The sequence below is a fragment of the Pseudoalteromonas sp. McH1-42 genome (assembly GCF_022347845.1).
Classification (GTDB): domain Bacteria; phylum Pseudomonadota; class Gammaproteobacteria; order Enterobacterales; family Alteromonadaceae; genus Pseudoalteromonas; species Pseudoalteromonas rubra_D.
In genome coordinates this window covers 70,809-93,969 of the sequence record NZ_JAKRFU010000020.1, presented here as the reverse complement: position 1 = coordinate 93,969, position 23,161 = coordinate 70,809, and the positions used below count along the sequence as shown (strand labels likewise).

General features: G+C 44.4%; 22 protein-coding genes. 12 read left to right on the top strand and 10 right to left on the bottom strand.

Annotated elements, in window-relative coordinates; genetic code table 11:
* Nucleotides 1-114 precede the first annotated feature (114 nt).
* The gene (locus MHN31_RS17885) at nucleotides 115-411 is read left to right on the top strand and encodes a hypothetical protein (protein ID WP_239444956.1); all 297 of its coding nucleotides are present in this window, start codon (nucleotides 115-117) and stop codon (nucleotides 409-411) included.
* Nucleotides 412-526: 115 nt separating this feature from the next.
* Nucleotides 527-982, top strand: a complete 456-nt coding sequence (locus MHN31_RS17880; protein WP_239444955.1) for a hypothetical protein — start codon at nucleotides 527-529, stop codon at nucleotides 980-982.
* A gap of 360 nt (nucleotides 983-1,342) precedes the next feature.
* On the opposite strand, the gene MHN31_RS17875 is transcribed toward MHN31_RS17880, so the two are convergent.
* Nucleotides 1,343-2,305 carry a transposase gene (locus MHN31_RS17875; RefSeq protein WP_239444954.1) on the bottom strand — a complete coding sequence of 321 codons (963 nt, stop codon included), beginning with the start codon at nucleotides 2,303-2,305 and terminating at the stop codon, nucleotides 1,343-1,345.
* Between the two features lie 537 nt (nucleotides 2,306-2,842).
* Between MHN31_RS17875 and MHN31_RS17870 the strand changes: the two genes are divergently transcribed.
* The 3 genes from MHN31_RS17870 (at nucleotide 2,843) to MHN31_RS17860 (ending at nucleotide 4,426) form a co-directional block, all read left to right on the top strand.
* A complete protein-coding gene (locus MHN31_RS17870; RefSeq protein WP_194868875.1) occupies nucleotides 2,843-3,202 on the top strand; it encodes a hypothetical protein in 360 nt (119 codons plus the stop codon).
* Between the two features lie 187 nt (nucleotides 3,203-3,389).
* Entirely contained in the window at nucleotides 3,390-3,830 is a 441-nt protein-coding gene (locus MHN31_RS17865; protein WP_239444953.1) for a DUF6678 family protein, read from the top strand.
* Between the two features lie 113 nt (nucleotides 3,831-3,943).
* A complete protein-coding gene (locus tag MHN31_RS17860) occupies nucleotides 3,944-4,426 on the top strand; it encodes a YfbM family protein (protein ID WP_125562066.1) in 483 nt (160 codons plus the stop codon).
* Between the two features lie 197 nt (nucleotides 4,427-4,623).
* Here the strand turns inward: MHN31_RS17860 and MHN31_RS17855 are convergent, their stop codons facing one another.
* From MHN31_RS17855 to MHN31_RS17835, 5 genes are all read right to left on the bottom strand, one after another.
* The gene (locus tag MHN31_RS17855; RefSeq protein WP_194868877.1) at nucleotides 4,624-5,946 is read right to left on the bottom strand and encodes an ATP-binding protein; all 1,323 of its coding nucleotides are present in this window, start codon (nucleotides 5,944-5,946) and stop codon (nucleotides 4,624-4,626) included.
* Between the two features lie 5 nt (nucleotides 5,947-5,951).
* On the bottom strand, nucleotides 5,952-7,334 hold the full coding sequence (locus tag MHN31_RS17850) for a sigma-54 dependent transcriptional regulator (RefSeq protein ID WP_239444952.1): 1,383 nt from the start codon (nucleotides 7,332-7,334) through the stop codon (nucleotides 5,952-5,954).
* 89 nt (nucleotides 7,335-7,423) lie between these two features.
* Nucleotides 7,424-9,862, bottom strand: a complete 2,439-nt coding sequence (locus tag MHN31_RS17845) for an ADOP family duplicated permease (protein ID WP_239444951.1) — start codon at nucleotides 9,860-9,862, stop codon at nucleotides 7,424-7,426.
* A gap of 8 nt (nucleotides 9,863-9,870) precedes the next feature.
* Complete coding sequence (locus tag MHN31_RS17840; protein WP_239444950.1) at nucleotides 9,871-10,599, bottom strand: ABC transporter ATP-binding protein; 729 nt, start codon at nucleotides 10,597-10,599, stop codon at nucleotides 9,871-9,873.
* Nucleotides 10,600-10,608: 9 nt separating this feature from the next.
* Nucleotides 10,609-11,859 (bottom strand): HlyD family efflux transporter periplasmic adaptor subunit, encoded by a 1,251-nt coding sequence (locus MHN31_RS17835; protein WP_239444949.1) that lies wholly within the window; start codon nucleotides 11,857-11,859, stop codon nucleotides 10,609-10,611.
* 1,022 nt (nucleotides 11,860-12,881) lie between these two features.
* On the opposite strand from MHN31_RS17835, the gene MHN31_RS17830 reads away from it, so the two are divergent.
* The 7 genes from MHN31_RS17830 (at nucleotide 12,882) to MHN31_RS17800 (ending at nucleotide 19,494) form a co-directional block, all read left to right on the top strand.
* A complete protein-coding gene (locus tag MHN31_RS17830) occupies nucleotides 12,882-14,084 on the top strand; it encodes a hypothetical protein (RefSeq protein ID WP_239444948.1) in 1,203 nt (400 codons plus the stop codon).
* A gap of 501 nt (nucleotides 14,085-14,585) precedes the next feature.
* Entirely contained in the window at nucleotides 14,586-14,972 is a 387-nt protein-coding gene (locus tag MHN31_RS17825) for a hypothetical protein (protein ID WP_239444947.1), read from the top strand.
* Nucleotides 14,973-15,046: 74 nt separating this feature from the next.
* Nucleotides 15,047-15,340, top strand: a complete 294-nt coding sequence (locus MHN31_RS17820) for a hypothetical protein (protein WP_239444946.1) — start codon at nucleotides 15,047-15,049, stop codon at nucleotides 15,338-15,340.
* A gap of 307 nt (nucleotides 15,341-15,647) precedes the next feature.
* Entirely contained in the window at nucleotides 15,648-16,817 is a 1,170-nt protein-coding gene (locus MHN31_RS17815) for a hypothetical protein (protein WP_239444945.1), read from the top strand.
* Nucleotides 16,818-17,276: 459 nt separating this feature from the next.
* A complete protein-coding gene (locus MHN31_RS17810; protein ID WP_239444944.1) occupies nucleotides 17,277-17,612 on the top strand; it encodes a hypothetical protein in 336 nt (111 codons plus the stop codon).
* Nucleotides 17,613-17,709: 97 nt separating this feature from the next.
* Nucleotides 17,710-18,660 (top strand): hypothetical protein, encoded by a 951-nt coding sequence (locus MHN31_RS17805; protein ID WP_239444943.1) that lies wholly within the window; start codon nucleotides 17,710-17,712, stop codon nucleotides 18,658-18,660.
* A 210-nt stretch (nucleotides 18,661-18,870) separates the two neighbouring features.
* Nucleotides 18,871-19,494, top strand: a complete 624-nt coding sequence (locus MHN31_RS17800; RefSeq protein ID WP_239444942.1) for an HAD hydrolase-like protein — start codon at nucleotides 18,871-18,873, stop codon at nucleotides 19,492-19,494.
* A gap of 101 nt (nucleotides 19,495-19,595) precedes the next feature.
* Here the strand turns inward: MHN31_RS17800 and MHN31_RS17795 are convergent, their stop codons facing one another.
* From MHN31_RS17795 to MHN31_RS17780, 4 genes are all read right to left on the bottom strand, one after another.
* Nucleotides 19,596-20,684, bottom strand: a complete 1,089-nt coding sequence (locus MHN31_RS17795) for an alkene reductase (RefSeq protein WP_239444941.1) — start codon at nucleotides 20,682-20,684, stop codon at nucleotides 19,596-19,598.
* A 31-nt stretch (nucleotides 20,685-20,715) separates the two neighbouring features.
* On the bottom strand, nucleotides 20,716-21,624 hold the full coding sequence (locus MHN31_RS17790; protein ID WP_125562048.1) for an EamA family transporter: 909 nt from the start codon (nucleotides 21,622-21,624) through the stop codon (nucleotides 20,716-20,718).
* Nucleotides 21,621-22,319 (bottom strand): uracil phosphoribosyltransferase, encoded by a 699-nt coding sequence (gene upp, locus MHN31_RS17785; protein ID WP_125562046.1) that lies wholly within the window; start codon nucleotides 22,317-22,319, stop codon nucleotides 21,621-21,623. Before upp ends, MHN31_RS17790 begins: the two co-directional genes overlap by 4 nt.
* A 63-nt stretch (nucleotides 22,320-22,382) precedes the next feature.
* The gene (locus tag MHN31_RS17780) at nucleotides 22,383-23,069 is read right to left on the bottom strand and encodes a phosphoribosylanthranilate isomerase (RefSeq protein WP_228553552.1); all 687 of its coding nucleotides are present in this window, start codon (nucleotides 23,067-23,069) and stop codon (nucleotides 22,383-22,385) included.
* Between the last annotated feature and the right edge of the window lie 92 nt (nucleotides 23,070-23,161).

Below are 23,161 nucleotides of genomic sequence, written 5' to 3'. Positions count from 1 at the left end.
TGTTGTTATCTGGTTAGTTTTTGGCGAAATAAATTAGATCAAACAATGCCGTGCGTGTCCATCACATTGATTTTAAGAATGATTATCTGGGGATTCCTCTGAGTAAGGTGTTAAGTGCTGATCAAAGATATGAGAGAACCTCACGAAATACTAGATGAAGTAAAGGATGAAGAGAGCTTTCTGCTTTTCGTAAAATCACTAATTGCAGATCGCGAACCTCATGAAGGAAAATCAAAAGATGAAGTTAGCTTCACTGAAGATTGGGCTAATAATTCTATCAGCGGGTTCTTAGAAGCGGCTGTAGCTTGGGCGGAAGATTCCGATTTTGGAATCCATCAAGATTCAGAACTAAGGACAAATAAATGGAAACAGTTTGCAGTATTCTTATATTGCGGGAAAATTTATGAGTAAATGAAACTAACAAAATATTAGATAGGGGCAAAGCTCAGTTGGCGTTTCGCTAATTTTAGCCAATAAAATTCAGTTCATTAACAAGGGCGTTATAAAATCTAGGTAAATCGATTATATGGAAGAAGAACCAAAAGAATTAGATCCAAAAGAATTAGATCCAATAGAAGAAATTAAGATTGTTCAGGATATAATTATTACTCAAGAGCAATTTTGTTTTAAAGTTTTTAGTTGGGCTGCCGGTTTCATTACAGCTCTAACATTAGGTCTATTCCACAATTCGGTTAATATACCTTATTTTCTATACATAGCATGTGGCTTAACCATTGTTTTTGGGTTTTATATTGTAGGTCGTCATCACTGGCATACTTTCTCTTCAGCGATTGAGCGCTCTAGACAAATCGAGAGTGCGATTAATGCTGGAAGCTATAATTCCTTCAAATTAAATCATGTTCTAGAAAACGATAAATCTATGGGCATATTAGGTGGGTACAAACTATGGCTTCCATACCTGATTTTATCAATTGTCGTAGTCGTGGCTGGGGTTGGCAAATATTATAACGAGGCGCTGTAACCGACCTCTGGGAAAACACAGACAACTGGGAGAAAACACAGACACCCAGCGTTATCTGTGTTTGTTATAAGGGAGAAAACACAGACACCCAGCGTTATCTGTGTTTGTTATAGGTCCTCAACTAAGGGAGAAAACACAGACACCCAGAAAACACAGACACCCAACGTTATCTGTGTTTGTTATAGGTCCTCAACTAATGAATGTGGTAGCTTTGTCCAATAAGCGAGCGTGAAATTACGAGAGACGGCTCTCATGGGTGGGCAATTTCAGTTGAAATAGTAGCTATTTAGTATTTTGTGGCACGGTTAAGCACTGCCAGAGTGCGGCAGTTATCATTTGTACTTCAGATAGTGGGCTATTCTATCTCAACAATTGCTCACAGTTAGCGAGGTTAGGACGCCGTCTTTTTTGCAGATGTGCACAGTACTCAGTAAGAGCATGACGCCTGCCGGCTGCACCGTGGAATACTTTTGTAAATTGTGTGGTGAGTTTTAGCCAGTTTTCGGGCTCTATTTGCAGTCGAGCGAGAATGGGCTGAGCATCGCTGATGTGGCCTCTCTTGTCTGCACGAATGCGCCGACCAGTGAGTTCAACCAGTTCAATGTAGTATTTAAGCTCAAAGGGTAATCCTTTGGGCATGTTCTGTCTTGGGTTACCAGCAAAGCGCAAAAGGCTCTTTGGTTGTTTGCCGTGTTCAAGGCGTTTTTTGATGCTGGTGAACTCAGATGTTTCGGGCGTGCAGGCCATTTTGGCCCGGATAGGGTTGAGATCAACATAGGCCATACAGGCACCCAGTGCGGCTTCATCGAGCAATGCCTGGGACTTAAACCTGCCTTCCCAGAATCGGCCTTTGCAGCCATCTTCTTTGTTTGCCCGGCGGGCAATATCTTCGTTAAGCACCCGCATAAACCAGCTGATACTCGCCAGTCTTTCGCGATATTTATTGATAATATCATCTAGCATCATACGCTCGGATGGATTAAGTTCGTTACCTTCAATGAATTTTCGCGTTAGCCAGTTCCCTTTAAATAGTTTATGCCATCGGATAACGATAGCTTTGCTATTTAACCGGTTAGCTTTTTTATCATCTACATGTAAAACGATGTGAGTATGATTGCTCATCACAGCGTAAGCGCAAATATCAATGCAGAAAATGCGTGCCAGCAGAAGTAGTTTTTCTTCAACCCACTCGCGGCGATGTTCATAAGACTGTCCTGTTAACGGGTCCTTACCGCATAAAAAGGCCCTTCTTACGCAGCGAGAGATACAATGGTAGTATTTTGTGTCAACTAAGCTGACCTGGCTTTTCCGTGCCGCTGGCATTTGCTTCGTCCTTATCCTTGGAGCAGGTTAAAAGCATAGACGGGTGCAGTATGACAGACAAGTTTTGGAATGGGTGTCTGCTATTTGTGGTACCTGAATTGGTATGTAGAAGATGACAGCTTCAAAGTGGATGTTCGCGTAAATTGTTACCTGTGGATGTCCTCACAGCTTTTCTCACAGCTTTTATCAGGGTATGCAAATTTAAATGGCTCAGTGTAAAAAATGCAAAGCGGATATTGTGCCCCTTGAAGTTAAAGTGGCAATGAACAAGTCATATTTTGTGTGTCCCGTTTGCAAACATAGAATTAGTAACTTTAGCCTTAAAGGTTTATTCATCTTTATCTGTAGTGCAATATTGTTATGGGCTGTTCTGTTTATTCATCACCACATGACAAATTAACTTGTTAGTTTGTTTATTTGAAACATAACAAGCGCATTATGAGCGGAATTAAAAAGCTTGGCTTGGTTAGTACCTTACCAATTATAGCCAAGCATTTCGGTCCGCATATGCGGACGTTAGGTTCTCAGGGGTAATCTATGACTGAAATGGAGTTTTCAATAATCACAAGAGGCTCGCTTAGAGAAGCCATAGATAAAGCGAGTATTCAGATTGGAAAGCAGTTACCAACAGAAAATATTAGACTAATCTCACTCTCTGGAACGCTAGCAGAAGGCTGGGAAGAGACAACTAATTACTTGGTTGAAAAAATGTATCACGGAGAAGAAGCTATCCTTCCTTGTGCAGATTTGGTAGTAGACAGTTTTGATGAGGGAACGACTACAATCAGACTATTCATTGCAGGTCACCCTCCTGGAGCATTTGGTTTAAACTGGAACGACGGCGTTGGGCCTTACTTAAAAATGGTTAACGCTAAGCTACTGCCAAACAATGAATAGCAAAATGAAAACATAATGAAAGCATAGACACCCAGCGTTGTCTGTGTTTGTTATAGGTGGCAGACAAGTTTTGGAAAGGGTGTCTGCTATTTGCTTTTGCTGCTATTTTTGTCTTAGTAGTGACTTGTAAATATGTTGTGAATAGGCTTAAGCCGGCATTCTCACTAATATACTGTTAGGTGTTTCTATGAGCTTACTGCCAATGGCAGAATCTTGCCCTCAAGAAATAGATAAATTAAAGTTGCTAAATCAAATACACCAAAAGCAGTTGGTGGGGTTGTGCAATAACACTAAATGGAATGAAATCCTAACCGCGTTTAGAGACAACCAATGGTTTGTCGCCAACCGTTCTAAATGGATTAACGGGCAGATATCACAATGGGAAAATGACTGGACTTATCATCTTCCTTTTCCATTTTTAGGTGTGGAGTGGTTTGATATTTGCTATGAGAAAGTAGATTTTCACATTGTAAACGGTAGTAGACATACTGTTGTAACTAACTTAAAAAATGAGATATTAGAGTTTATTAAAAACGTAGGTGTCGAATTCGAATTTAATAATACTTTTGTAAGAGTTTGGGGGTATGCCCCAAAATGCTACTTAAACTTTAACAATGAAAACACCTAACAAACTAATCAACGCGGACTAAAAAAGCTAGGCTTGATTCGCGTTGCTCACAAGTATAGCCTAGCTTTTTTAGCCCATTATTAGGGCGCTGGGCTCACGGAGAGTACAAATCAATGTCAATGATTGGAAATTATCTTCCAGTTTCTGAGGAAGAACTTAATTTACTGAAAGAGAACCCTGAGTCACTCTCAGAGTTTATTTACGAAACAAAAGAAGACGATATTATCGATATAGATAAAGCATGGCACGCTATTCATTTCATTTTGAACGGAAGCGAATGGGAAGGTTTGGAGCCATATTTTAATGTTGTTCTCGGTGGTACTCCCATCAGTGATGAAGATGTTGGCTATGGTCCTGCGCGCTCCCTTTCGCCTTCTGAAGTAAGGGCTGTGGCTGTAGCGCTAGAAGAGATTGACGAAAAATCTTTCAGGTCTAAGTTTGACCCAAAAGGATTGAAAAAGAATGATATTTATCCTCAAATCTGGGATGAAGGGGAAGAGCTGCTCGATTATATCGCAGATAATTACAACGAAGTTCGTGAAACATTTAAAGATGCATCAATAAATAACCAAGCTATGATTTTGTTTCTATGCTAGTAGGAGATAAAGCCTAACAAAAGCTGAAACCACAAAGGACGCAAAGCCGATTTGCGTTCTTTCGTCGTTACTTAGCTTGCTAATCTGCGCCGGTTGAGCGAGGCGTAGTAGGGTTGGTATAAAAGATACCTTGAGGTTTATTAGCCTGAACAACGCCACAAATGACGATTGCTCTCGACTTCACTAACACCAGTCCACTATAACTGCTCCAGCGCCAGTGCTGCGCAGCACCCTTGCTGCGTCTGGCGATTGTGTAAAGACAAACGTCCCTGATGAGCTTCAATGATTTGCTGGCAAAGTACCAGGCCAATACCTGAGCCTTGTTGCTTAGTGCTGTAAAAGGGCACGAATAAGTTGTCGGTGTTTTTTATGCCAATGCCATTGTCGCAAATGGTAATGCGCACTTGCTGATTGATAAGCTGCCAGTCAATCTCTATCTGGCAGTCTACATTGGCTTGCTCTGCGGCATCGCAGGCGTTTTTAAAGAGGTTGATAAACAGCTGCTCAAATTGCACCGGATCGACACAGAGCGACAGGTCATGTGCATTGAGCAGAATGAATTCACACTGTGGAAAGAGCTTCTGGCAATTAGCGATAAGCGAGTGTAGTGAGCAGGTTTTGCGCTCTGGCTCAGGCAGTCGGGCCAGTTGATTATAGCTTTCGATGAATTTACTGAGCTCGCCGGCGCGATGCTGAATAAAGTTTAGGTTTTCGATGAGTGGCGCCTGGATGTCTGGCTCACAGCGCTTGTTGACGATTTTAGCTAAGGTTTGCGAAATAGAGGTGATCGGAGAGAGTGAGTTGTTTATCTCATGGCTCATCACTCTGATCAGCCTTTGCCAGGCGTGTCGCTCTTCGCTGCGCAATAATGAATGCACATCGGTAATAAACAGCAATTTAAATGCTTTGCCTTCACTTAAGTATTGTTCTGCATGCACATTGTAGCGTTTGGTTTGCAATGCCACTGGCAGTTCAATTACCTGGCTTTGCCCGGACTCCAGTTGACTGACTACGGCTAGTGCCTTGGGCAGAGTCTGTTTTGTACGGGTGTCGTCCAGTGCGAACAGGGTTTGTGCAGCTGGGTTAGACAACGCAATGGTCTGCTTGTCGTCTATGGCTAAAATCGCCACATCGATATGCTCAAGTACGGTTTGCACCAGTTGCTGAGATTCCGCTGATTGCCAGCGCTGTGCACTCAAACGCTCGGCAAGTCGGTTGATGGCATTAAACAGTGGCGTTAATTCATTTTCATGGGCGCCTGTGTGTGCTCTGAGTGTGTAGTCACCTTGTGCTAGGGCCTCTACCAAATTGGTTTGGGTTCGCAGCTGGTACACCACTTTTTGTTTGATATATAAGGTACTCCAGGTCAGCACTATCACACCCAGCAAAGCACACAGCGCCACCAGCCACACCGATATGTCGGTGAGCAACATGGTGACAATGAGTAAAAAGAGCAAAGGTACAGCACTGGCAAGGTACAAATAGCAAAGCTGAGATTCGTATGACGCTGACTTAGGCATAAGTGTTATTTACCTGTTTTATTTAAACGTCGGTAAAAGGTACTGCGGCTCAGCCCTAAGGAGTGCGCAGCGGCAACGGCATCCCCCTGAAAATGCGACATACGGCGTTCTAGGGCTTTTTGCTCCAGTTCAGCCAGGGTCATCAGTGGCTCTTGCTCTGTGCCCTCACTGCTCGGCGCGCTCTGGCGCGGCTGCTCAGAAGATAAATTGAGGTGCGTCACATCAATTTGCTCGGTGGGCGCCAGAATGTGTGCCCGCTCCATCAGGTGAGCGAGCTCTCTGACATTACCGGGCCAGTGATACGCTTGCAAGGCACTTTGTGCTTGTGGCGTTAAAACGCGCCCTTGTGCCGCGTATTTATCAATTGAGCGCCGTAAAAAGTGCTGCGCTAACGGCAGAATATCGGCCTGGCGTTCTCGCAAGGGTGGAATATGTACTTGTACGGTATTGATGCGATATAGCAGATCTTTTCGAAAACTACCTTGATGCACGGCGTCATCCAGGTTGGCATTGGTGGCGGTAATCAAACGAATATTGACTGACTGTGTTTTACTGGCACCGACTTTTTCAAACTGCCTTTCTTCGAGTACGCGCAGAAGCTTGGCTTGTTGAGAGTAGGGGGTATTGGCAATTTCATCTAAAAACAGCGAGCCCTCATCGGCCAACTCAAAGCGGCCAATGCGGTGCGACTTGGCATCGGTAAAAGCGCCTTTAACATGGCCAAACATCTCGCTTTCGAATAAGTTTTCGCTGACTGCGCCCATATTTACGCTGATCAGCTGCTCGTCTTTTCGGGGCGATAAATCATGTAAATACCGCGCAAATAGGCTTTTTCCTGTGCCATTTTCTCCTGTCAGCAGCACACTGACATCGCTTTTGGCCACCTGAGATAAAGTCGACAGGACGTGTTTGATGGGCTCGGAATGGGCTATCAGCCCCGATACCACACCCAGTTCATTTTGTAGCAGCTGATTGTGAACGGCTAACTTTTGGGTGCGTTTATGGGCTTTTGCAAGCTGTAGCTGGGTGCGAATGATCGTCAATAACCGCTCGTTTTCCCATGGCTTTTGAACAAAGTCGTTGGCACCCAGTTGCATCGCCTTAACTGCAATCTCAATACTCCCCCAACCGGTAATGGCAATGATTGGCAAATGTTCATCGTCCGCTCTAATTTGCTCTATCAATGCCAGCCCTTCCTGGGCGGAGGTGGTATCCTGAGTAAAGTTTAAATCCGTGATCAGTAAGCTAACGGTATGCTGCTTGAGCAGTTGTGTTGCCTGATCTGGCGAGCTGGCCTGTAAACTGGCGTAGCCTTCTTCTAGCAATAGCAGGCTCAATGCATGTCTTATGCCTTCATCGTCATCAAGAATTAAAATTGGGTCGTTCATAAATGTTTGTTATCAACCGCTTAAGTGAACTCAGTGTACAACAAAAGCGCAGCGAATATATAAAAAAGCTGCGCTTAGTTGCGGGTGTATTAGTGGTTATGCAGCGCGTGCGCTGGTTCATTGCTGAGTGCGCGTTGCGTAGGCAGGTAGGTTGCCAGCAATACCACTAGGCTAAGTACGCCAGTGAGCACGACCGCAGTTACTGCGACATCGAAGAACTCAACGCCAATGGGCACCGACATGGTGTATCCCAGTGCTAAGCCGATTGCCAGTCCGGGCACTGCCCCGAGCAGCAACTGCGTGGTGCCTGATAGCAAAAACTCAACGGTGATACGATTTTCGCTGGCGCCCAGCGCGCGTTTTACCCCAATCTCCTGAGTGCGCTGCGAAATGGTGTTGGCCATTACCCCGTAAATGCCGCTGGCAGCCAGTAACAGCGAAGCTAAACCAAACAGCACAAATACGCCTCCAACAAATCTCAGTGGTGCAACACGTTGCGTGAGGCGATCATCCAAAGTGGCGATATTGAATACAGGCAGTTGCGGATCAATCTGATTTACCACCCGGGTTAGTGCGGTTTTAGCACTCTGTGTGTCGCTTTGCAGTTGCACACTGATGAAAACAGAGGCGCGCGGCGATTGTGCAAAAGGCAGATAGACGGACGGAGTCCTCACTGTTTTATCTCTGTTAGGCATGGTTTGTACGACATGTTTAACAACACCAACAATCGTAAACCACGGCCCTTTGCTGCCATCTTCATTAATAAACTGCACGCGTTGCCCAACCGGTTGCTCCGAATTCATGTACTGCTGTACAAAACTGTCTGTGACAATCACAGTGCGTTTATCCTCGGTGTTGTCTGAGTCGCTAAAAAAGCGGCCTTCGAGTAACTTTGCCTCTAAGTGTTGCAATGCACCCGGGACTACGGCTATCTGGTTGGCTCTTGGGTAGCTGGATAAACCTTGCTGACCATATTCCTGACCGGCTACCGCAACAGCGGGGCGTTTATCCCCAAAACCCGGTAACGCTGATGTGAGCATGTTGCTGCTAAACCCACTTTGGGCGTCTAACTGCGCTTTAAGCGTTTGTACAAACTGGCGTCTTTGTTCATCCGTCTGATATTGCTCAGCGGGCAGGGTAATTTGCCCGACCAGTTTATCCTGGGTATTAACACCATAATCTGCATAAGTGGCCTTATAGCTTGCAGAGATCATCACAGCAGCAACAATTAAAATGGTGATAGATAAAAATACCTCGCCAATTACCAGCGCTTTGTTGAGTTTACCTGCGCTTTTGCCCAGCGCACCGCGCGTGCCATCGCGCAGAACCGCATTAAAGTCGCCGTTGATATTTCGCCATGCGGGCAAAAAGCCAGTGACAAAAATGGTACCCACCAGAAAACTAAAAAAGACTTTCAGGGTGTATGCGTCTATGCCAAAGTCCCACCAAAATGGCGGTCTGTCGGTAAAGAACTGATTGGTAACTGTTTGTGTGATTTCTAACCCCCAGCCAACGAGCAACAGTCCAATTAAACCACCCAAACCACAGATCAACAGGCTTTCCCATAACAGCTGACTCAGTAACCGTCCAGTTGGTGCGCCCAGTGCAACACGAATGGCTGTTTCCTGAGAGCGTTCAACGGCGCGTGACAACAACAAGTTGCCCACATTGACGGACGCCAAAACTAAGATAAGGATTGCAGCAGTATGCATAACATAAACCACCGACATGCCGCCATCCGCGGTAGACTGGTGCATGGTGAGTGCATACGCGCTCAGGCCCGAATTGGTTTTTGGATAACGTTGCTCCAGGCGCTGCATGATCAGCGTCAGCTCGTTGTCGAGTTGTTCAATTGATACGCCTGGTTTTCTCAGTGCTAATCCTGTTACCTGCGCGTTTTGATCTCGCGAGACTTGCTGCGGATTATCGCGCAGAGGCCGCCAAAGCTGAGCCCGGCGTGGGTAGTAATAGCCCTCTGGCATCACGCCAATGATAAGATAAGGCTGGCCGTTAATATCGACACTGCGTGACAGGATCTCCTGATCTGCACCAAAATGGTTTTGCCAGATATCGTAACCCAGTACCACCACATTCTGCGCGCCCACCTTGTCTTCTTCTGCTGTAAATGTTCTGCCTAACAACGGGGCGGTGCGGGTGAGTTCAAACAAATTGGCACGCGCATCTGCGCTTTGGTATCTGCGTGCGCCGTCACGCCCGGCAATATTAACAACGGCGCTACGATAGGCGCTAAACTCACTGGCTCCGGATAACTGCGCTTCGACCTCGGCAAAATCATGAATATTAAAGTCACCAAAATTACGCTGGCCATTGGTTGAGGTGGTGAGCTCAATCAAGTGCTCACCGTCTTCAAAGGGTAAAGGCTTAAATAGCATCGTATTCATAAATGAGAACAGGTAAACACTCAAGCCAAGACCTGTTGCCATCACAAACACGGTGAGTGCGCTAAAGCTGGGCTTTTTTGCCAGCAGGCGCAGGGCATATTTGATATCGCTGCGAATACTCATCATCTTTCCCCTTAACTGTGCACGACGTCTGCAAGCTCAGGCTGTGCAGCGTGGGTTTTGTGATCGGCAATGATCCTGCCATCAAGTACTTCAATTTTGCGTTGTGCCCGTTCGGCGGAGCGCGGGTCGTGCGTTACCATACAAATGGTAGCTCCTTCTTGATGAAGGGTATCAAGCAGCGCCAGTACATCGTGGGCATTTTTAGAGTCCAGGTTGCCGGTAGGTTCGTCCGCCAGAATTAAGCTGGGCGAACCGGCGATGGCGCGGGCTATGGCAACACGTTGCTGCTGACCACCTGATAGCTGCGATGGGTAATGATTAGTACGGTGGCTCATATTGACCTTGGCTAACGCGTCAGCCGCCATCTGCTTAACCTGCGACTTACTTAAATCTTTACGGTAGGTCAGGGGGAGCTCGACGTTTTCCATCACATCTAAATCACTGATCAAATTAAAAGACTGAAAAATAAATCCAATTTGATTGTTGCGTATTTGGGCGCGTTCCGTTTTGCTGATATTCCCCACTTCATGTCCTGCCAGCTGGTAACTCCCTGAGGTTGGTGTATCCAACAGACCTAACAGGGATAACAGGGTCGACTTGCCAGAACCAGATGGCCCGGAAATGGCAATATATTCTTGTTGGTGCACTTGCAGTGATACATCGTTAAGTGCATGGGTTTCCAGGTCGTCAGAGAAAAAGACTTTACTGAGATTTTTTAATGCTAATACAGGCTGAGTCATGGCGGTTTCCTAGTTGATTCTAAATTGGTTATAACTTTCGAAGCGGCTTGGATCAGAAGTGACTATCTGATCACCCTCTTCAAGTCCTTGAATAATTTGTACATAGTTGACAGAGCCCAACCCGAGTTGCACGGCTGTACGCGTGGCCATTAAACCATCTGAGCTGAGTTTGTAAATACTGGATTGGGTCTGACTTTGGGTAAATAAGGGGCGTGATACGTACAGGGTGTTATCAAGCTCTGCGATGGTGATTTCACCATCTACGCTAAGCGCAGGCCGCGCATCGCTCGGTAATGGCTCGCTAAAGGCAACATCGACCTGCACATTGCCTTGCACAACTTCAGGGTCGATACGTGTGATCTGGCCCAAAACCTGGTTGTTTTGGGTATCAATGGTGACCTTCTGGCCCACCTCGATTTGCTGAATTTGCAGCTCAGGGACTTGCAGCTCAGCGATGAGCGCCCCCTGGTCGGCCAGCTTGGCAATGTTGCTGCCCATACTGACATGCTGACCAACTTCAACGGGTAGCGCTAAAATAATGCTATCAATGGATGCGCGGACACTCAGCTCATCCACTTGCGTTTGAATGCGCGACACCCGATTTTTTAGCTGGTTGAGCCTGGCAAAGCGGGCATGTTGCTGCGCTTTTAAGCTTTTAGCCGATTCAGCCATTTGCTCTTTTCTGGATGCCAGTATTTGGCGCGCCTGTTCAAGTGCAATTTTGGCGCGCTGAAAGTCCAGTTTTGAGACAGCGCCGGTTTCAATTAACTCAAGGTGCGCCTGATATTCGTGTTCAGCACCGTCAACTGCCATTCGGGCATTGAGCATATCGGCGCGTTGTTGTGCAATCGCGGCTTGCTCAGCTAAATCACTGGCCTGGTGCTCGGCTTCCAGCGCAGAGAACTCCCACTTGGCCTCAGCCAGCTGTTGCTCTAAACGCGGATTAGTTAAGCGCACAATCTCGTCGCCCTGGCGTACCTCTTGTCCTGGCTTGTAAAGCAGTGCCTCTACTTTGGCATCGCCACTGGCCGACAGCCATTGCACATTTTCAGGAACCAGCACGCCATTACCACGCACGGTTACCGTGAAACTACCTCTTTTGACCTGATTAATGATCAATGAGTTGGCTTTGAGTGTAAGTTCCGCACGAGAGTACTGCCACACTTGGTAGGTACCAAAAGCCACCGCCACTAGCGCGATAAGTGCTATGACTAAGGTCCGCGGAGATCTTGTCTTTTTTGTCGTTACTGCAATGTCCATTTTCACTCCTGGTCGAATAAGAACAATTTGAGAGTAACAGAGCAGGCATTGTGCCAATTTTTAAGTGATTGATATTTAAATGTTTTTGTTTTTCATGGATTATTCAGTCCCATATTTGGGATTTAATTTGGGACTAGGCTCAAAGATGAGACTGGCGGTGTGAAGAGTATTACTAAGGTGGTTAATCAACCAGGAAGGCGGTTTGGTGTTTAGGTCGTTGAAGCATTTTTTTGCAGGTATATGTCTTTGCAAATTATAGCGTTTCTTATTTTTTAGCTGGGTGCCTTTATAACAACCATAAGCAAGCCATTAGTTTTGTTGTGTTACGTTGAGTGCCCAGGCAAAGCCTGCTGCATACCACGCTGCTCGGCTCGTTTCAGGCAAAACCGATAATCCACTTCGTCATCCCGGACGCGTGCGAGCCGGGATCTGCTTAAACACTACATGGAAGTAGACTGATGAGAAGAGACATTTGTTCGAGTACAACCACCCAAAATTCGTGTGCACATGAAACGTCGTTTATCTTCAGCCTACACTCAATGGGTTTGAGCATGGCTGATTATGCCGACGGCAAGGAAAAGTTTGATTAGCTTATTGGCTACCTATCAGAACAACCTAGAGGCCAGCCACTGGTTTTGGTGCGCGTACATAAAGCCCTTTTGAGAATTCATATGTTCTGTTTATTTATACAGGTATAAGTACTGGAGCGCATTTTATCAGTCGTAATTCTCGCTTTCTCCGAATTCTCAAGTCTCGTTTATGCCGCAACTATTTTTAAGTACATGAAATTTATAGCACTAGTCGTTTTACATAACGAGACCATAAGTCTCGCTAATACCAAGTCTCGTTTTCTACAGACGGCCATAGACTTGAAGACAAGGGGTCATGGTGGTAGGTTATTGTTATTAAAATGAATAAATTAATTTTGCAGTGAGTTGGTTGAGCTTTGTGGACGGGGTTTAACCGGCATTCACGCTAATACACTGTTAGCTTGCCACTAATCCTTTAAGGAGGAAATAATTATGGACGAAAAAGATATTGCCATAGCGATACTTGCAGGACTGGTAACAAACTTTTTAACCTTTCTTGTAACAAAGCATTTCACGACAAATGCGGAGCGTGAAGCTTTCATCAATGAGGAACAGAAGGCCAGAGCAAATATTGCGGAGTCGGCAATTGGTCATCTTAGGAGCACGTACTATGCCGTAAAGCAACTTTCTCTAGAAGTAATGCAAAAGCAATATGAAAACAAAGAGAACACCAACTTCCATACTACTTTGTGGGGAATAAAGCATGGCTTAGAGCAGTTACGCCTTGGATTGCAAGGTCATATGAATACATGGAAAAATGAATTAGGAGAAACTTCAAGTTCATTTGAAGAAATAAATAAAATTATGCAGGAAGACATCGTAATAGGTTCTACTCCCTCTATTTATACAAACAACAATCCAATCCAAACGTCTTCTATAAAGCATTCAGTTAAAGATAAAGAAGTGGAAATTACTGAACCAAAGAAAAATCTACTCGAAACAATGACGGGTTCTCCTGGTGAGGATCTTGCAAAAATTATCGCCTCCGGCGATCTTCAAGCTCTTGAAAACCTTGTGGTGCTTGAGTCAGCAAAAAATGGCGACATTGATAAGATCGTAGCTCTTGGTGGAATGGCAAGCTTATCTGGGAGTGAGAAGGCGCTTGGTGTTCTTCTGGAAACATTTAGGGAGCGATATGACGAGATTGACGAATCCGGTAAGACGGCCCTATTTGCATCTATCTGTCAATTTTATATTAGAAATGATCGAGAGATTGAAGGGTATCCGGTATGCCAAGAGTTACTTCCTGCCATCCTCGATGACGACGACCTTGATGACGTGGCCAAAGCGCATTCATGTAACCAAATTGGCATGGTTGCATATCATGCTCAAGAGCTATCGCGAGCTATTAGTTGGGAAGATAAAGCTATAAAACTGTCTCCTAACGACCCTTCATATTTGCATAATCATGCCCTTACTCTCTATAAGCTTGATAAAGTTGAAGAATCTCTGGAATGCCTAACTAATGCGCTAGAAATTGGTAATTATTCAGATACAGATCACTTAAAGTCAGCGATACGCATCTATTCTGATATCGGCGAAGAGGAAAAATCTTACAACCTTCGTCAAAAGCTCAAAAAGTTAGATCCCCAAGAAGCGGAAATTTTTGAAGTTATGAGCAAACTTACCAGCTAACAAGGTGCTGCTGGCGGACAAATTTTCCGCTTCGCTCCAAATTGGCCGCAGAGCACAGCGTTTTCTTGGAGGCATAAAATGGAAGTTATTGAAATTAAACCTTCTGAGTGGTTTCTGCTAAAGCACGAGGACGAATACTAAATAGATGTTTATTGTCATAGCGGCTTTTTTAGTTTCTCAGCGGTTGTTCAATTAAACGCTAGCGAAAAAGCTAATTACTGTGCTCACGGCGTTATATTTATAGAAAGCTTAGCTGAAGCAATTGCCGGCACAGCTGAGTACAATCACCCTAGAAACATTAAAGAACAAGGCTTGCTTGGCTTAGTAACAGAGTCAATCAAGGTATGGAGACAAGATAAAACATAACAAATCGCATAACAGGGACTCCTAATGCCTGGTCTTTTCATTCAAATCGGCCTCAGTGTTTAGGGCACAAATTTAAAGTTGGGTGGTATCGCGTTATCGCCCGTTAGCAAGGGTTATACACCTAAGGGAGATTTCGTGTTCTGGATTAAGCGTCATTTATATTATCAAGTCACAAGAGGTCAAGTGACCGCAACTTTTGTTGAGGAAGACAAATCAATAAGTAAACTTTGTAGTGCCTTAAATCACCCAAAAACATTAATGGGTAATTTTATGGAAATAGAGGACTGCTTCAGAAGTATTGCAAAAGAATTAACTCCTCGACGTTTCTTATGGCAAGAGCATACAGCTATCGTTCACTTGTTAGAGTCAGTTGAAGGGGGATACATTAGCTTAGAAATCAGGGCGTTTAGAGAGGCTGCATTTGGCGCTGGTGCACGCGAAGTATTGGTGCCTAACAGCAATTCTAAGTTAACTAAAGCACAAATCTTAAACCGAAAGTTTACGGAGTGGGACTGTGTATGACAAGTTGCTCAAGTTCGCTCGTGAGCTCACTGGTAATTGCCCTTTAACAAAGCTCTATGCTTTACTAGAGTTCAATGGCAGAAGATAGATTAGATAAACTTTTTGGAATGTTGTGTCTTACATTGTGTTCAGTGGGCACGATGCTACTTTTCACACCTGAAACCGCTAATATCTACTTTTCTATTGGTCGTTATTTTGTTTACGCAGCATTTGTCGTTGGTTTGGTTTCAATAACTTTAATTTGGCGTCGCTCTTTTAAGTTAAGAGGTTGGAAAAATCACATAATGTCGCTAATCAAATCTGTCGTTTTGGTCTGCATTTTTAGTGTGGCTTTTGTAATTTTAGTCGTTTCACATAGTGGTATCTAAGTGAAACATGACAAGCTCCTAACGCAAAAAGCTATGCCAGTGAAATTTTCGAAGACACCCATTTCAAAGCTCGTGAGCAGATGATTCGTCGTCTGTTTTCAGCCGATTCTTAAGGGGTTTTTGGGACAGATTGTGGCGAGGATAAGGAAAAGTCAGATAAGCTTATCAGATATTTTTAAATGGATGTACTCGCGATGTTCACCTTTATTAGAATGCCATTCTGATGCATGCGGCAAGTATGGGCGAGCGGTTTGCTTTCCTCTTATGTTAAGCACTAGTTACAAGTCATAGGAGCTCAAGAGTAGTTATGGACTTTTTCATAGAATTAGTAAATTTAATTTCGAACCATCCTCTATGGAGCTTTTCAACCGCTTTGGTAATTGGTGGCTTACCATACTTATTTAAATATACAGTTGGTGTATACATTTCTGAGAAGGTCAAAGAGTACAGAAAATCCCAAATCGATAATAAGAAATTAAAGAGTCTTATTGCGCACTCCGAAGAACTTAGAGGTAGCCAAGAAGGAAAGCTCTTCTCATTCGGAAGGGCGAAAGCAAGTATTTATGTATTGGATTATTCTATCCAGGGGTATTCGAAAGATTTTTTGATTACCAAGCTATTAAATTCTGTGCCTGATTGCCCGAATCAATATAGGGCTGAATTTGAAAAGCAGCTCAAATACTGGAACGAAAAGAAGAATAGAGGTGAAATTTTTGAGGGAACACCAAAGATAGCACTGTCAAAAATTTCTGTTGGACGTTCTCCTGTTAGTGAAAAGAAGCAAATTCAGATAAGCATCTGCCAATCTTCAGGTTATGTACATCAGCGTGCAGCAACATCTGTATTTCGTAATCTGGATAATCGAGATATTGAAAGAATAATCAACGAACCTAGTCATACAATGGAGCCATTTTTTAGCAATAGCTTCGGTATTTTGATTGGGATTATTACGGGTGATAACAAGTTGATTTTTGTTGAAAGAGGAAAAGGAACTGCTGTCAATGAAAGCCGTATAGTATGCGGTGCGGTAGAAGGAATGACTATTGATGACATTTCAAATAGTAAGCTAGATACCTCAAAGGCAGCTTCTAGAGCTCTATCAGAAGAGTTTGGAATAAATTTAGAACCGAATGAATTGTCATCAATCAAAGTCGTCTCTTGTGTATTTAATTGCGACTTTCATGAATGGAATCTAATAGGGTATGTCGACCTTAGAGATTATGGAGATAAATACATATCAGCACATATTCATGACTACAACACAACTGCTAAAGCATATGATTCGTGGGAGATAAATGAATTGATATTCATTGATTTTACTCCCCAAAAGGTTGCGGGTTACTTGCTATCGCATGATGACAGGGTCGTGAATTATTCTATGGTAACTGCCATTTATACTTTATTGAGCGCATATAGTGATAGAGCTGAAGTAGCCAGAGCTTTTTCATCAAACATTGATTTAACAAGCACTGGCTAACAAAGCGCTGCGGTCGGGCAAATTTTATCGGTACTGCTTTTCGAAGACACCCTATTCATAATTTGTGCACAGATGATACGTCGTTTATCTTCAGCTCTAGTTCAATGGATCAGAGGGGGAGCAATTGTTGCTGACGTAGAGCAAGAGGCAGGTTAGCTTATCGGATGTTTTAAGATGGATGTCCTCGGAACACTGGTACACTCAGTACATTCACTTAGTGCATGTTCTCACAAAATCCTCCCCGCAAAAACCTCATGATGGATATTTCATCGATATTTCCAGTAAGGCTCGTTTCTATAGTGAGCAGTAGGCTTGAAGGCGAGTGCTCCTAGTGGTATTTTGTCGCTCCCATTTTGGGTAAGCACCCTTAGTGGGCGGTGCTAAGGCTTAGAAACAGAGCCAAACCAGCAATCCTACTAATTCATCGGTATATACCGAACATTAAACAAAGGAATATTTATGAAAAAATTAATCATCGGGTGTTTTCTTTTCTTATTTTGTAGCGTATCCAATGCGCAGGTTTATCAATCAGGGCCAATTAAGGTTCAGAGTTTACGGGTAACTAACAACGTTACTTATGTTCGTTTTTCTCCGGCATTAGATGCATGTGAGGGTGGTTATCATTATCGTATGCATGCCAAAGTCAATAATGATAATACAGCGTTAATTTCATCTTTGCTTACAGCATATACAGCTCAAAAAACACTTGGTTATGTTTTTGTAAGTGGTGAGGGTAAGGCGTGTTCACCAAGTCATATCTTAACTCTTGACATGATAGAATTTAGTCAACAGTAATGTGATATCATATGTCAATAGTTGATGGCGTTAATAGCTAGGCTTCTGCATTTTTCGTCATCGATAGGGACGTGAAATAGCACACAAGGATTGGGTTTTGGATATTATAGAAAAACATTGGATAAAGATACCAGCCATTTTATATGTTGTTGGATTCATTGTTCATAATTCATATTTATCAAGCTTTGGAAGTTATGAATTTCAGTTAGTTCAAGCTAAATACATACTCTCTGGATTTGGAGCAGTAGTTTTTTCCGTTATCTGTATTGTATACACTGGAATTAAGGTTAACTTATCTAATGTAAGTAAAAGCCTCACCATTGATAAGGCTTTACCCTGGTCTCTGAGAGTTATTTCTCTCCCTTATGTTATTTACGCAATCTTGTATGGAAAAGAGCTGTTTGAGGTTGGTCGAGATGCAAAGGACTCACTTATTCTAATCGGGGTTCTAGCCTCTCTAATAGCTCATGCTGTCTTCGCTTGTACGATATTAGATATTACTTTAATGCCAGGCGACAATGAAAGCCGTCTTAAAAAGACACTTTCTTTTCTCTCAAGAGCGTTATCAATACCCATGCTTATCGTTACGCTAGTGATTGCTTGGAATATTCCTGAGTTTTCGGGGGTCTTGAAAGCAACCACATACTTCTTTTTTGGCTATGTGGCGATTGCCATGAGTCAGAATGATAAGGGGTTGGGAATTGAATTACGCTGTACTGATCCTGACATAAAAGAAAGATATGATAAATTATATCAAGCGGCATTCAGTATAGTTGGCGTGTTCTTTGTTTTATGGACAATTGCAAGCTATTACACTAAGTATATTTACCCTAAAATACCCGTTGCTTTAGGGGGCGCAAAGCTTGAATTTGTATCCATCAAAACCAAAGAAAAAGTGTACGACTCTTACTTAATACAAGAAACCAAAGATTGGATAATGTACATAGATAAATCAAGCGGCCAAGTCGAAAAAATAAAAACAAGCCTTATAGAAAAAATTGTTTTTAAAGATGAAATGCCAAACCAGTCATTGAAGCAGAAGGAATGACAGTTGGCCTTTGTTTATATTGGCTAACTAGTGTGTGCTTTTTATCGTGTTAAAAGCACAACCTAAAGGTGCTGTAAAAAGCTGACAAGCCCGTCATGTGCAGAACCAAATTACCTGGCTTGATTCGCTACTTTACACATTTAATTCAAGCATTTTGCTCCACGTATATGTGCGTTACACACAGAAGGAACCTCCACAGTGAATCACGTCATGTTTGATATTGATGGCACGCTTATCGAATCCTATGATTTTGATTCTGAGTGTTTTGCCGAAGCCGTCATGGCAGTGACTGGATATCAGATTGATACAAACTGGTCTCGCTACACACATGTAACGGACACTGGGATCCTCAATCAGTTTTTTCAAGAAAATAACATTGAAAATACTCAAAGTGCGCATGAGCAAATCAAGCGTGTTTTCTTATCGAAAATACAAACCCGAATTGCAAAAACACCAGTTAGTGAAATAGCGGGGGCTGCTGCATTTATCGCCCGTTTAAAGGAGCTCGACAATGTTTCAATTTCGCTTGCAACGGGTGGATGGTATGAAAGCGCTCTCTTAAAGTTGGCGTCTGCTGGCATTGATATTTCAGACATTCCCATTGCTTCTGCAAATGATCATTACTCAAGAATCGAGATAATGAAAATTGCTGAAAAAAGGGCCGTTAAGGAGGCGCGTTTATCATTTACCTATTTCGGTGATGGAAGCTGGGATTTGAACGCGTGTAAAGCACTTGGTGTTAACTTTGTTTTAGTCGGTGATAGAGTCAAGCATAGTCAGTCGATTATGAATTTTGAAAAACAAGACGAAGTATTGGCCTATATTGGCTTGTAGCAAGGACTTCCCGCAATGCTGTTGTTATCAAGTGGCAAAACAAAAAAGGGTGATAAATCACCCTTGCGGTCAGTAAAGGAGAGTCAGACCATAAAATAGACTCAGGCGGTCAATTCTGCCCCCTCAAGTGTCGGGTAGTCGGTATAGCCTTCGGCCCCGCCACCATAAAACTTACTGTCATCCACTTCGTTATATTCAGCACCCACTTTGGCTCTTTCTACCAGGTCCGGGTTAGCCACAAACAGGGCACCAATGCCTACGCCATCACACAGGTCTTGTTCCAGTACCTGAGTGGCGATAGCAGGCGTTGCCGGGCCGTCTTCCCATGACTGATGTGGGTTAAGGATCAAAGGACCTTGCCACAGTGCACGGATCTGCTGACTGGTTTCACGGCACGCCGCTTCCATGATATGCAGGTATGCCAGATTCGTTGGTAATGCTTTAATCAGTGCCTGATATAAAGGCAAGGTGTCGGTTTCATTGATGTCATTGAACTGGTTATGTGGCGAGATACGAAGGCCAACTTTATCCGCGCCGATGGCATTGGCAACGGCGGCAATGACTTCAAGGGTAAAGCGGATGCGGTTCTCTATGCTGCCGCCGTATTCATCGTCGCGCAGATTGGTGTTGTTGGCTAAAAACTGATGCGGTAAAAACCCGTTGCCCGCGTGGATCTCAACGCCGTCAAACCCGCCGAGTATGGCGTACTTAGCAGCCTGCGCATAGTCAGCAATGGTCGCCTGGATCTCTTCATAGCTCAGTGCTCTTGGTGGTGCAAAATCTTGCATGCCATCTGGGGTAAATGTCTGGCCATTTGCCGTGACCGCTGAGGGCGCAACAGATTGGTGTGCACTGGGATACAGACTGGGGTGGCCAATGCGACCACAGTGCATAAACTGGGCAACGATTTTGCCTCCTTTTTCGTGCACCGCGTCGGTGACTTGCAACCAGCTTTGTGCCTGTTCATTGGTGTGTAGACCCGGTGAATTCATGTAGCCCTGACCAACCTGGTTGGGTTGTATCCCTTCAGTGACAATGAGTCCGGCGGTTGCCCGCTGGCTGTAGTAGGTCGCCATCAAAGGGGTTGCCAGGCCAAGCTCTGTGGCACGGTTACGGCTCATCGGTGCCATAACGAAACGGTTGTTTGCTTTGATGCTGCCGTATTGAGTTGCGTCAAATAAAGTGTTCATTGCAATATCCTTAATTATTTAAAAGTCTTTGTTACGCCTTAGAAAGCGACTTATCCGTTGATGGACTCGCAAGTGTTCGGTTAAACAGCTGTTGCTGCGACACGGCTATCGCCACCACGATGACACCGGCCCCCAGTATTTGGCTGAATGTCAGTACTTCGCCGAGTATGAAGTAACCCAGTAGTGTTGCCGATAATGGGCTGGCGAATGAGATGAAAGACACGGTGACCACAGGTAGCTTTTCAATCGCCTTGAACCACAGTACATAAGCAACCAATGCGCCTATCAGGCTCAGATAGGTGTAGCCGATAACATTGTTGAGCGTTAACTCGGTCGGGAAGCCTTCCTGAACTAGCCCTATTGGTAGCAAAAACAGGCCGCCGACAACCAGTTGCCAGCCGGTGAATGTGTATAAAGACACACCTTCGGGTTTACCCCATCTTTTGGTCAGTACAATGCCTGTTGCCATGGACATGGCCCCTGCAAGTCCTGCTAATACGCCAGCGGTTGGCAATTCCATATTGGGCTCAAGTACCAGTAAAGACACACCCAAAGCACCTATCAGGCAGGCGACGAATTGACGCGCTTTTAACTTGTTCTTTAGCAGCAGTGCGCCAAGTAACATTACAATGATTGGCTGGCATGACATGACTAACGCTGCGACACCACCTGGTAATAAGTAAGCGGCGACAAATAAGCAGTAAAAGAAGCCACCGATGTTGAGCAAACCAAGAATGATTGAGCGCATCCACCACACACCTTGTGGTAGCTTACGGCCCAGTAACACCAGCAGGATGCCTGCTGGTAGCGCCCGTAAAACGGACGCAATCAGTGGCTTGTCTGCTGGTAAAAGTTCAGTGGTAACAATATAGGTGCTACCCCAGATGGTGGGTGCGATCATCGCAACCACCATCCAAAAAATTAGCTGCTTGTTGCTCATACAGCCCCCAGGTCTGTAGTGCCAAAGTAGCGGTCGCCGAAATCTCCGATACCGGGGATCATAAAGGCATGTTCGTTCAGTCGCTGCTCGATAGATGAGGTCACTATGGTGACGTCCGGGAATTGAGCGGTGACTTTTTGCAATCCTTCTGGTGAGCACAGTAGGTTTACGAAGGTGATGTTTTCTGGTTTAACACCGGCCTTGGTCATCACGTCCAGGGCACAAATGGCCGAGCCACCCGTTGCCAGCATTGGTTCGAAAAGAAGCACGTGGAACTTTTCAACGTTGTCCGGCAGTTTGGAATAATAGAGTTTTGGTAATTTGGTTGTTGGGTCACGTTGGATGAGAATTTTCCCAATTGGAATATTGAGATCCAAGCGACGTAATTCGTTTTCCATACTTTCGCCTGCACGTACCACAGATACACCGCACAGAGGCTTCGCAAATTGTTTGCCCTCATAAGTTTCGCCAACCGGCGTAGTGACATTCAGTCCTTCAAAGTTCAGTCTTTCCAGGCTTTTTTCCAATAACAGACGAATGATCTGATCGGCGTAAAAGGTAAACTGACGTTTGTTGGCTGTTTTATCGCGCACCTTAGTATGCAAATAGTGCAGTCGATCCGTTTGCTCCAGTTCAATAACGTTTGCAGTGTTATAGTCGGGTCTGGATAGTGACCTTAGGTTAGTTGCAAGCATGGTATCTCTCCTTAGTGATGAGAGTCAGGTGCGCTTGTAGGGCACCTGACTCAGATATGATGATTAAGCATTGATTTCTGCGAAGGCTTTTTGTGCTTCACTGATAAACTTCTGGACTTTAGCGCGGTCTTTACGACCGTTTGCGCCTTCCAGGCCTGTGTGCGCGTCAATGGCAGCTGGTTTAACTTTGCGGATTGCATCTGCCACGTTGTCTGGGTTCAGGCCACCAGCCATCATCAGAGGCTTAGGCGAACGGCGAACCAGCTCAGCACTCACGTCCCAGTTATGCGTCAGGCCCGTTGCACCTTTGGCACCAGTTTTAGGGTCAAAGGTATCTGTGATGAACATGTCTACGTATTCGGCCACTTCATCAACCAGCGTCAGCAGCTCATCAGCATTATCTTCCTTAACAACCAGGCTCTTCAGGATGTAGAGGTCAGGGCGAAGTGCGCGTAGTTTTTTCATTTCAGCAACGCTGATGTCGCCATGTAGCTGTACAGCTTTTACACCCAGCTCTGAACAGAAACCGCTTACTTCGTCTGCGTCTACCATGTAGCTGATAAGAACGCCTGCCTGAGGTTCACTGAGATCTTTGATGATGCTGATTGCGTCACCTTCAGTGATGTCGTCTTTACCAGATGGCAGACGTAGTGGGAAACCCAACCATTCAATGCCTTCTGCCAGACACAGTTCTGCTTCTTCACGGTCAATGATGCCAGCTACTTGGATGATGTTAGTGATGTTATTCATGGTATATCTCCTAATTGTTTAAAGTTAAGTTTGTTTAAAGAATCTTGAGTTAAAGATATAGGTTATTTCTGATACCGTCAAGTATCTTTGTG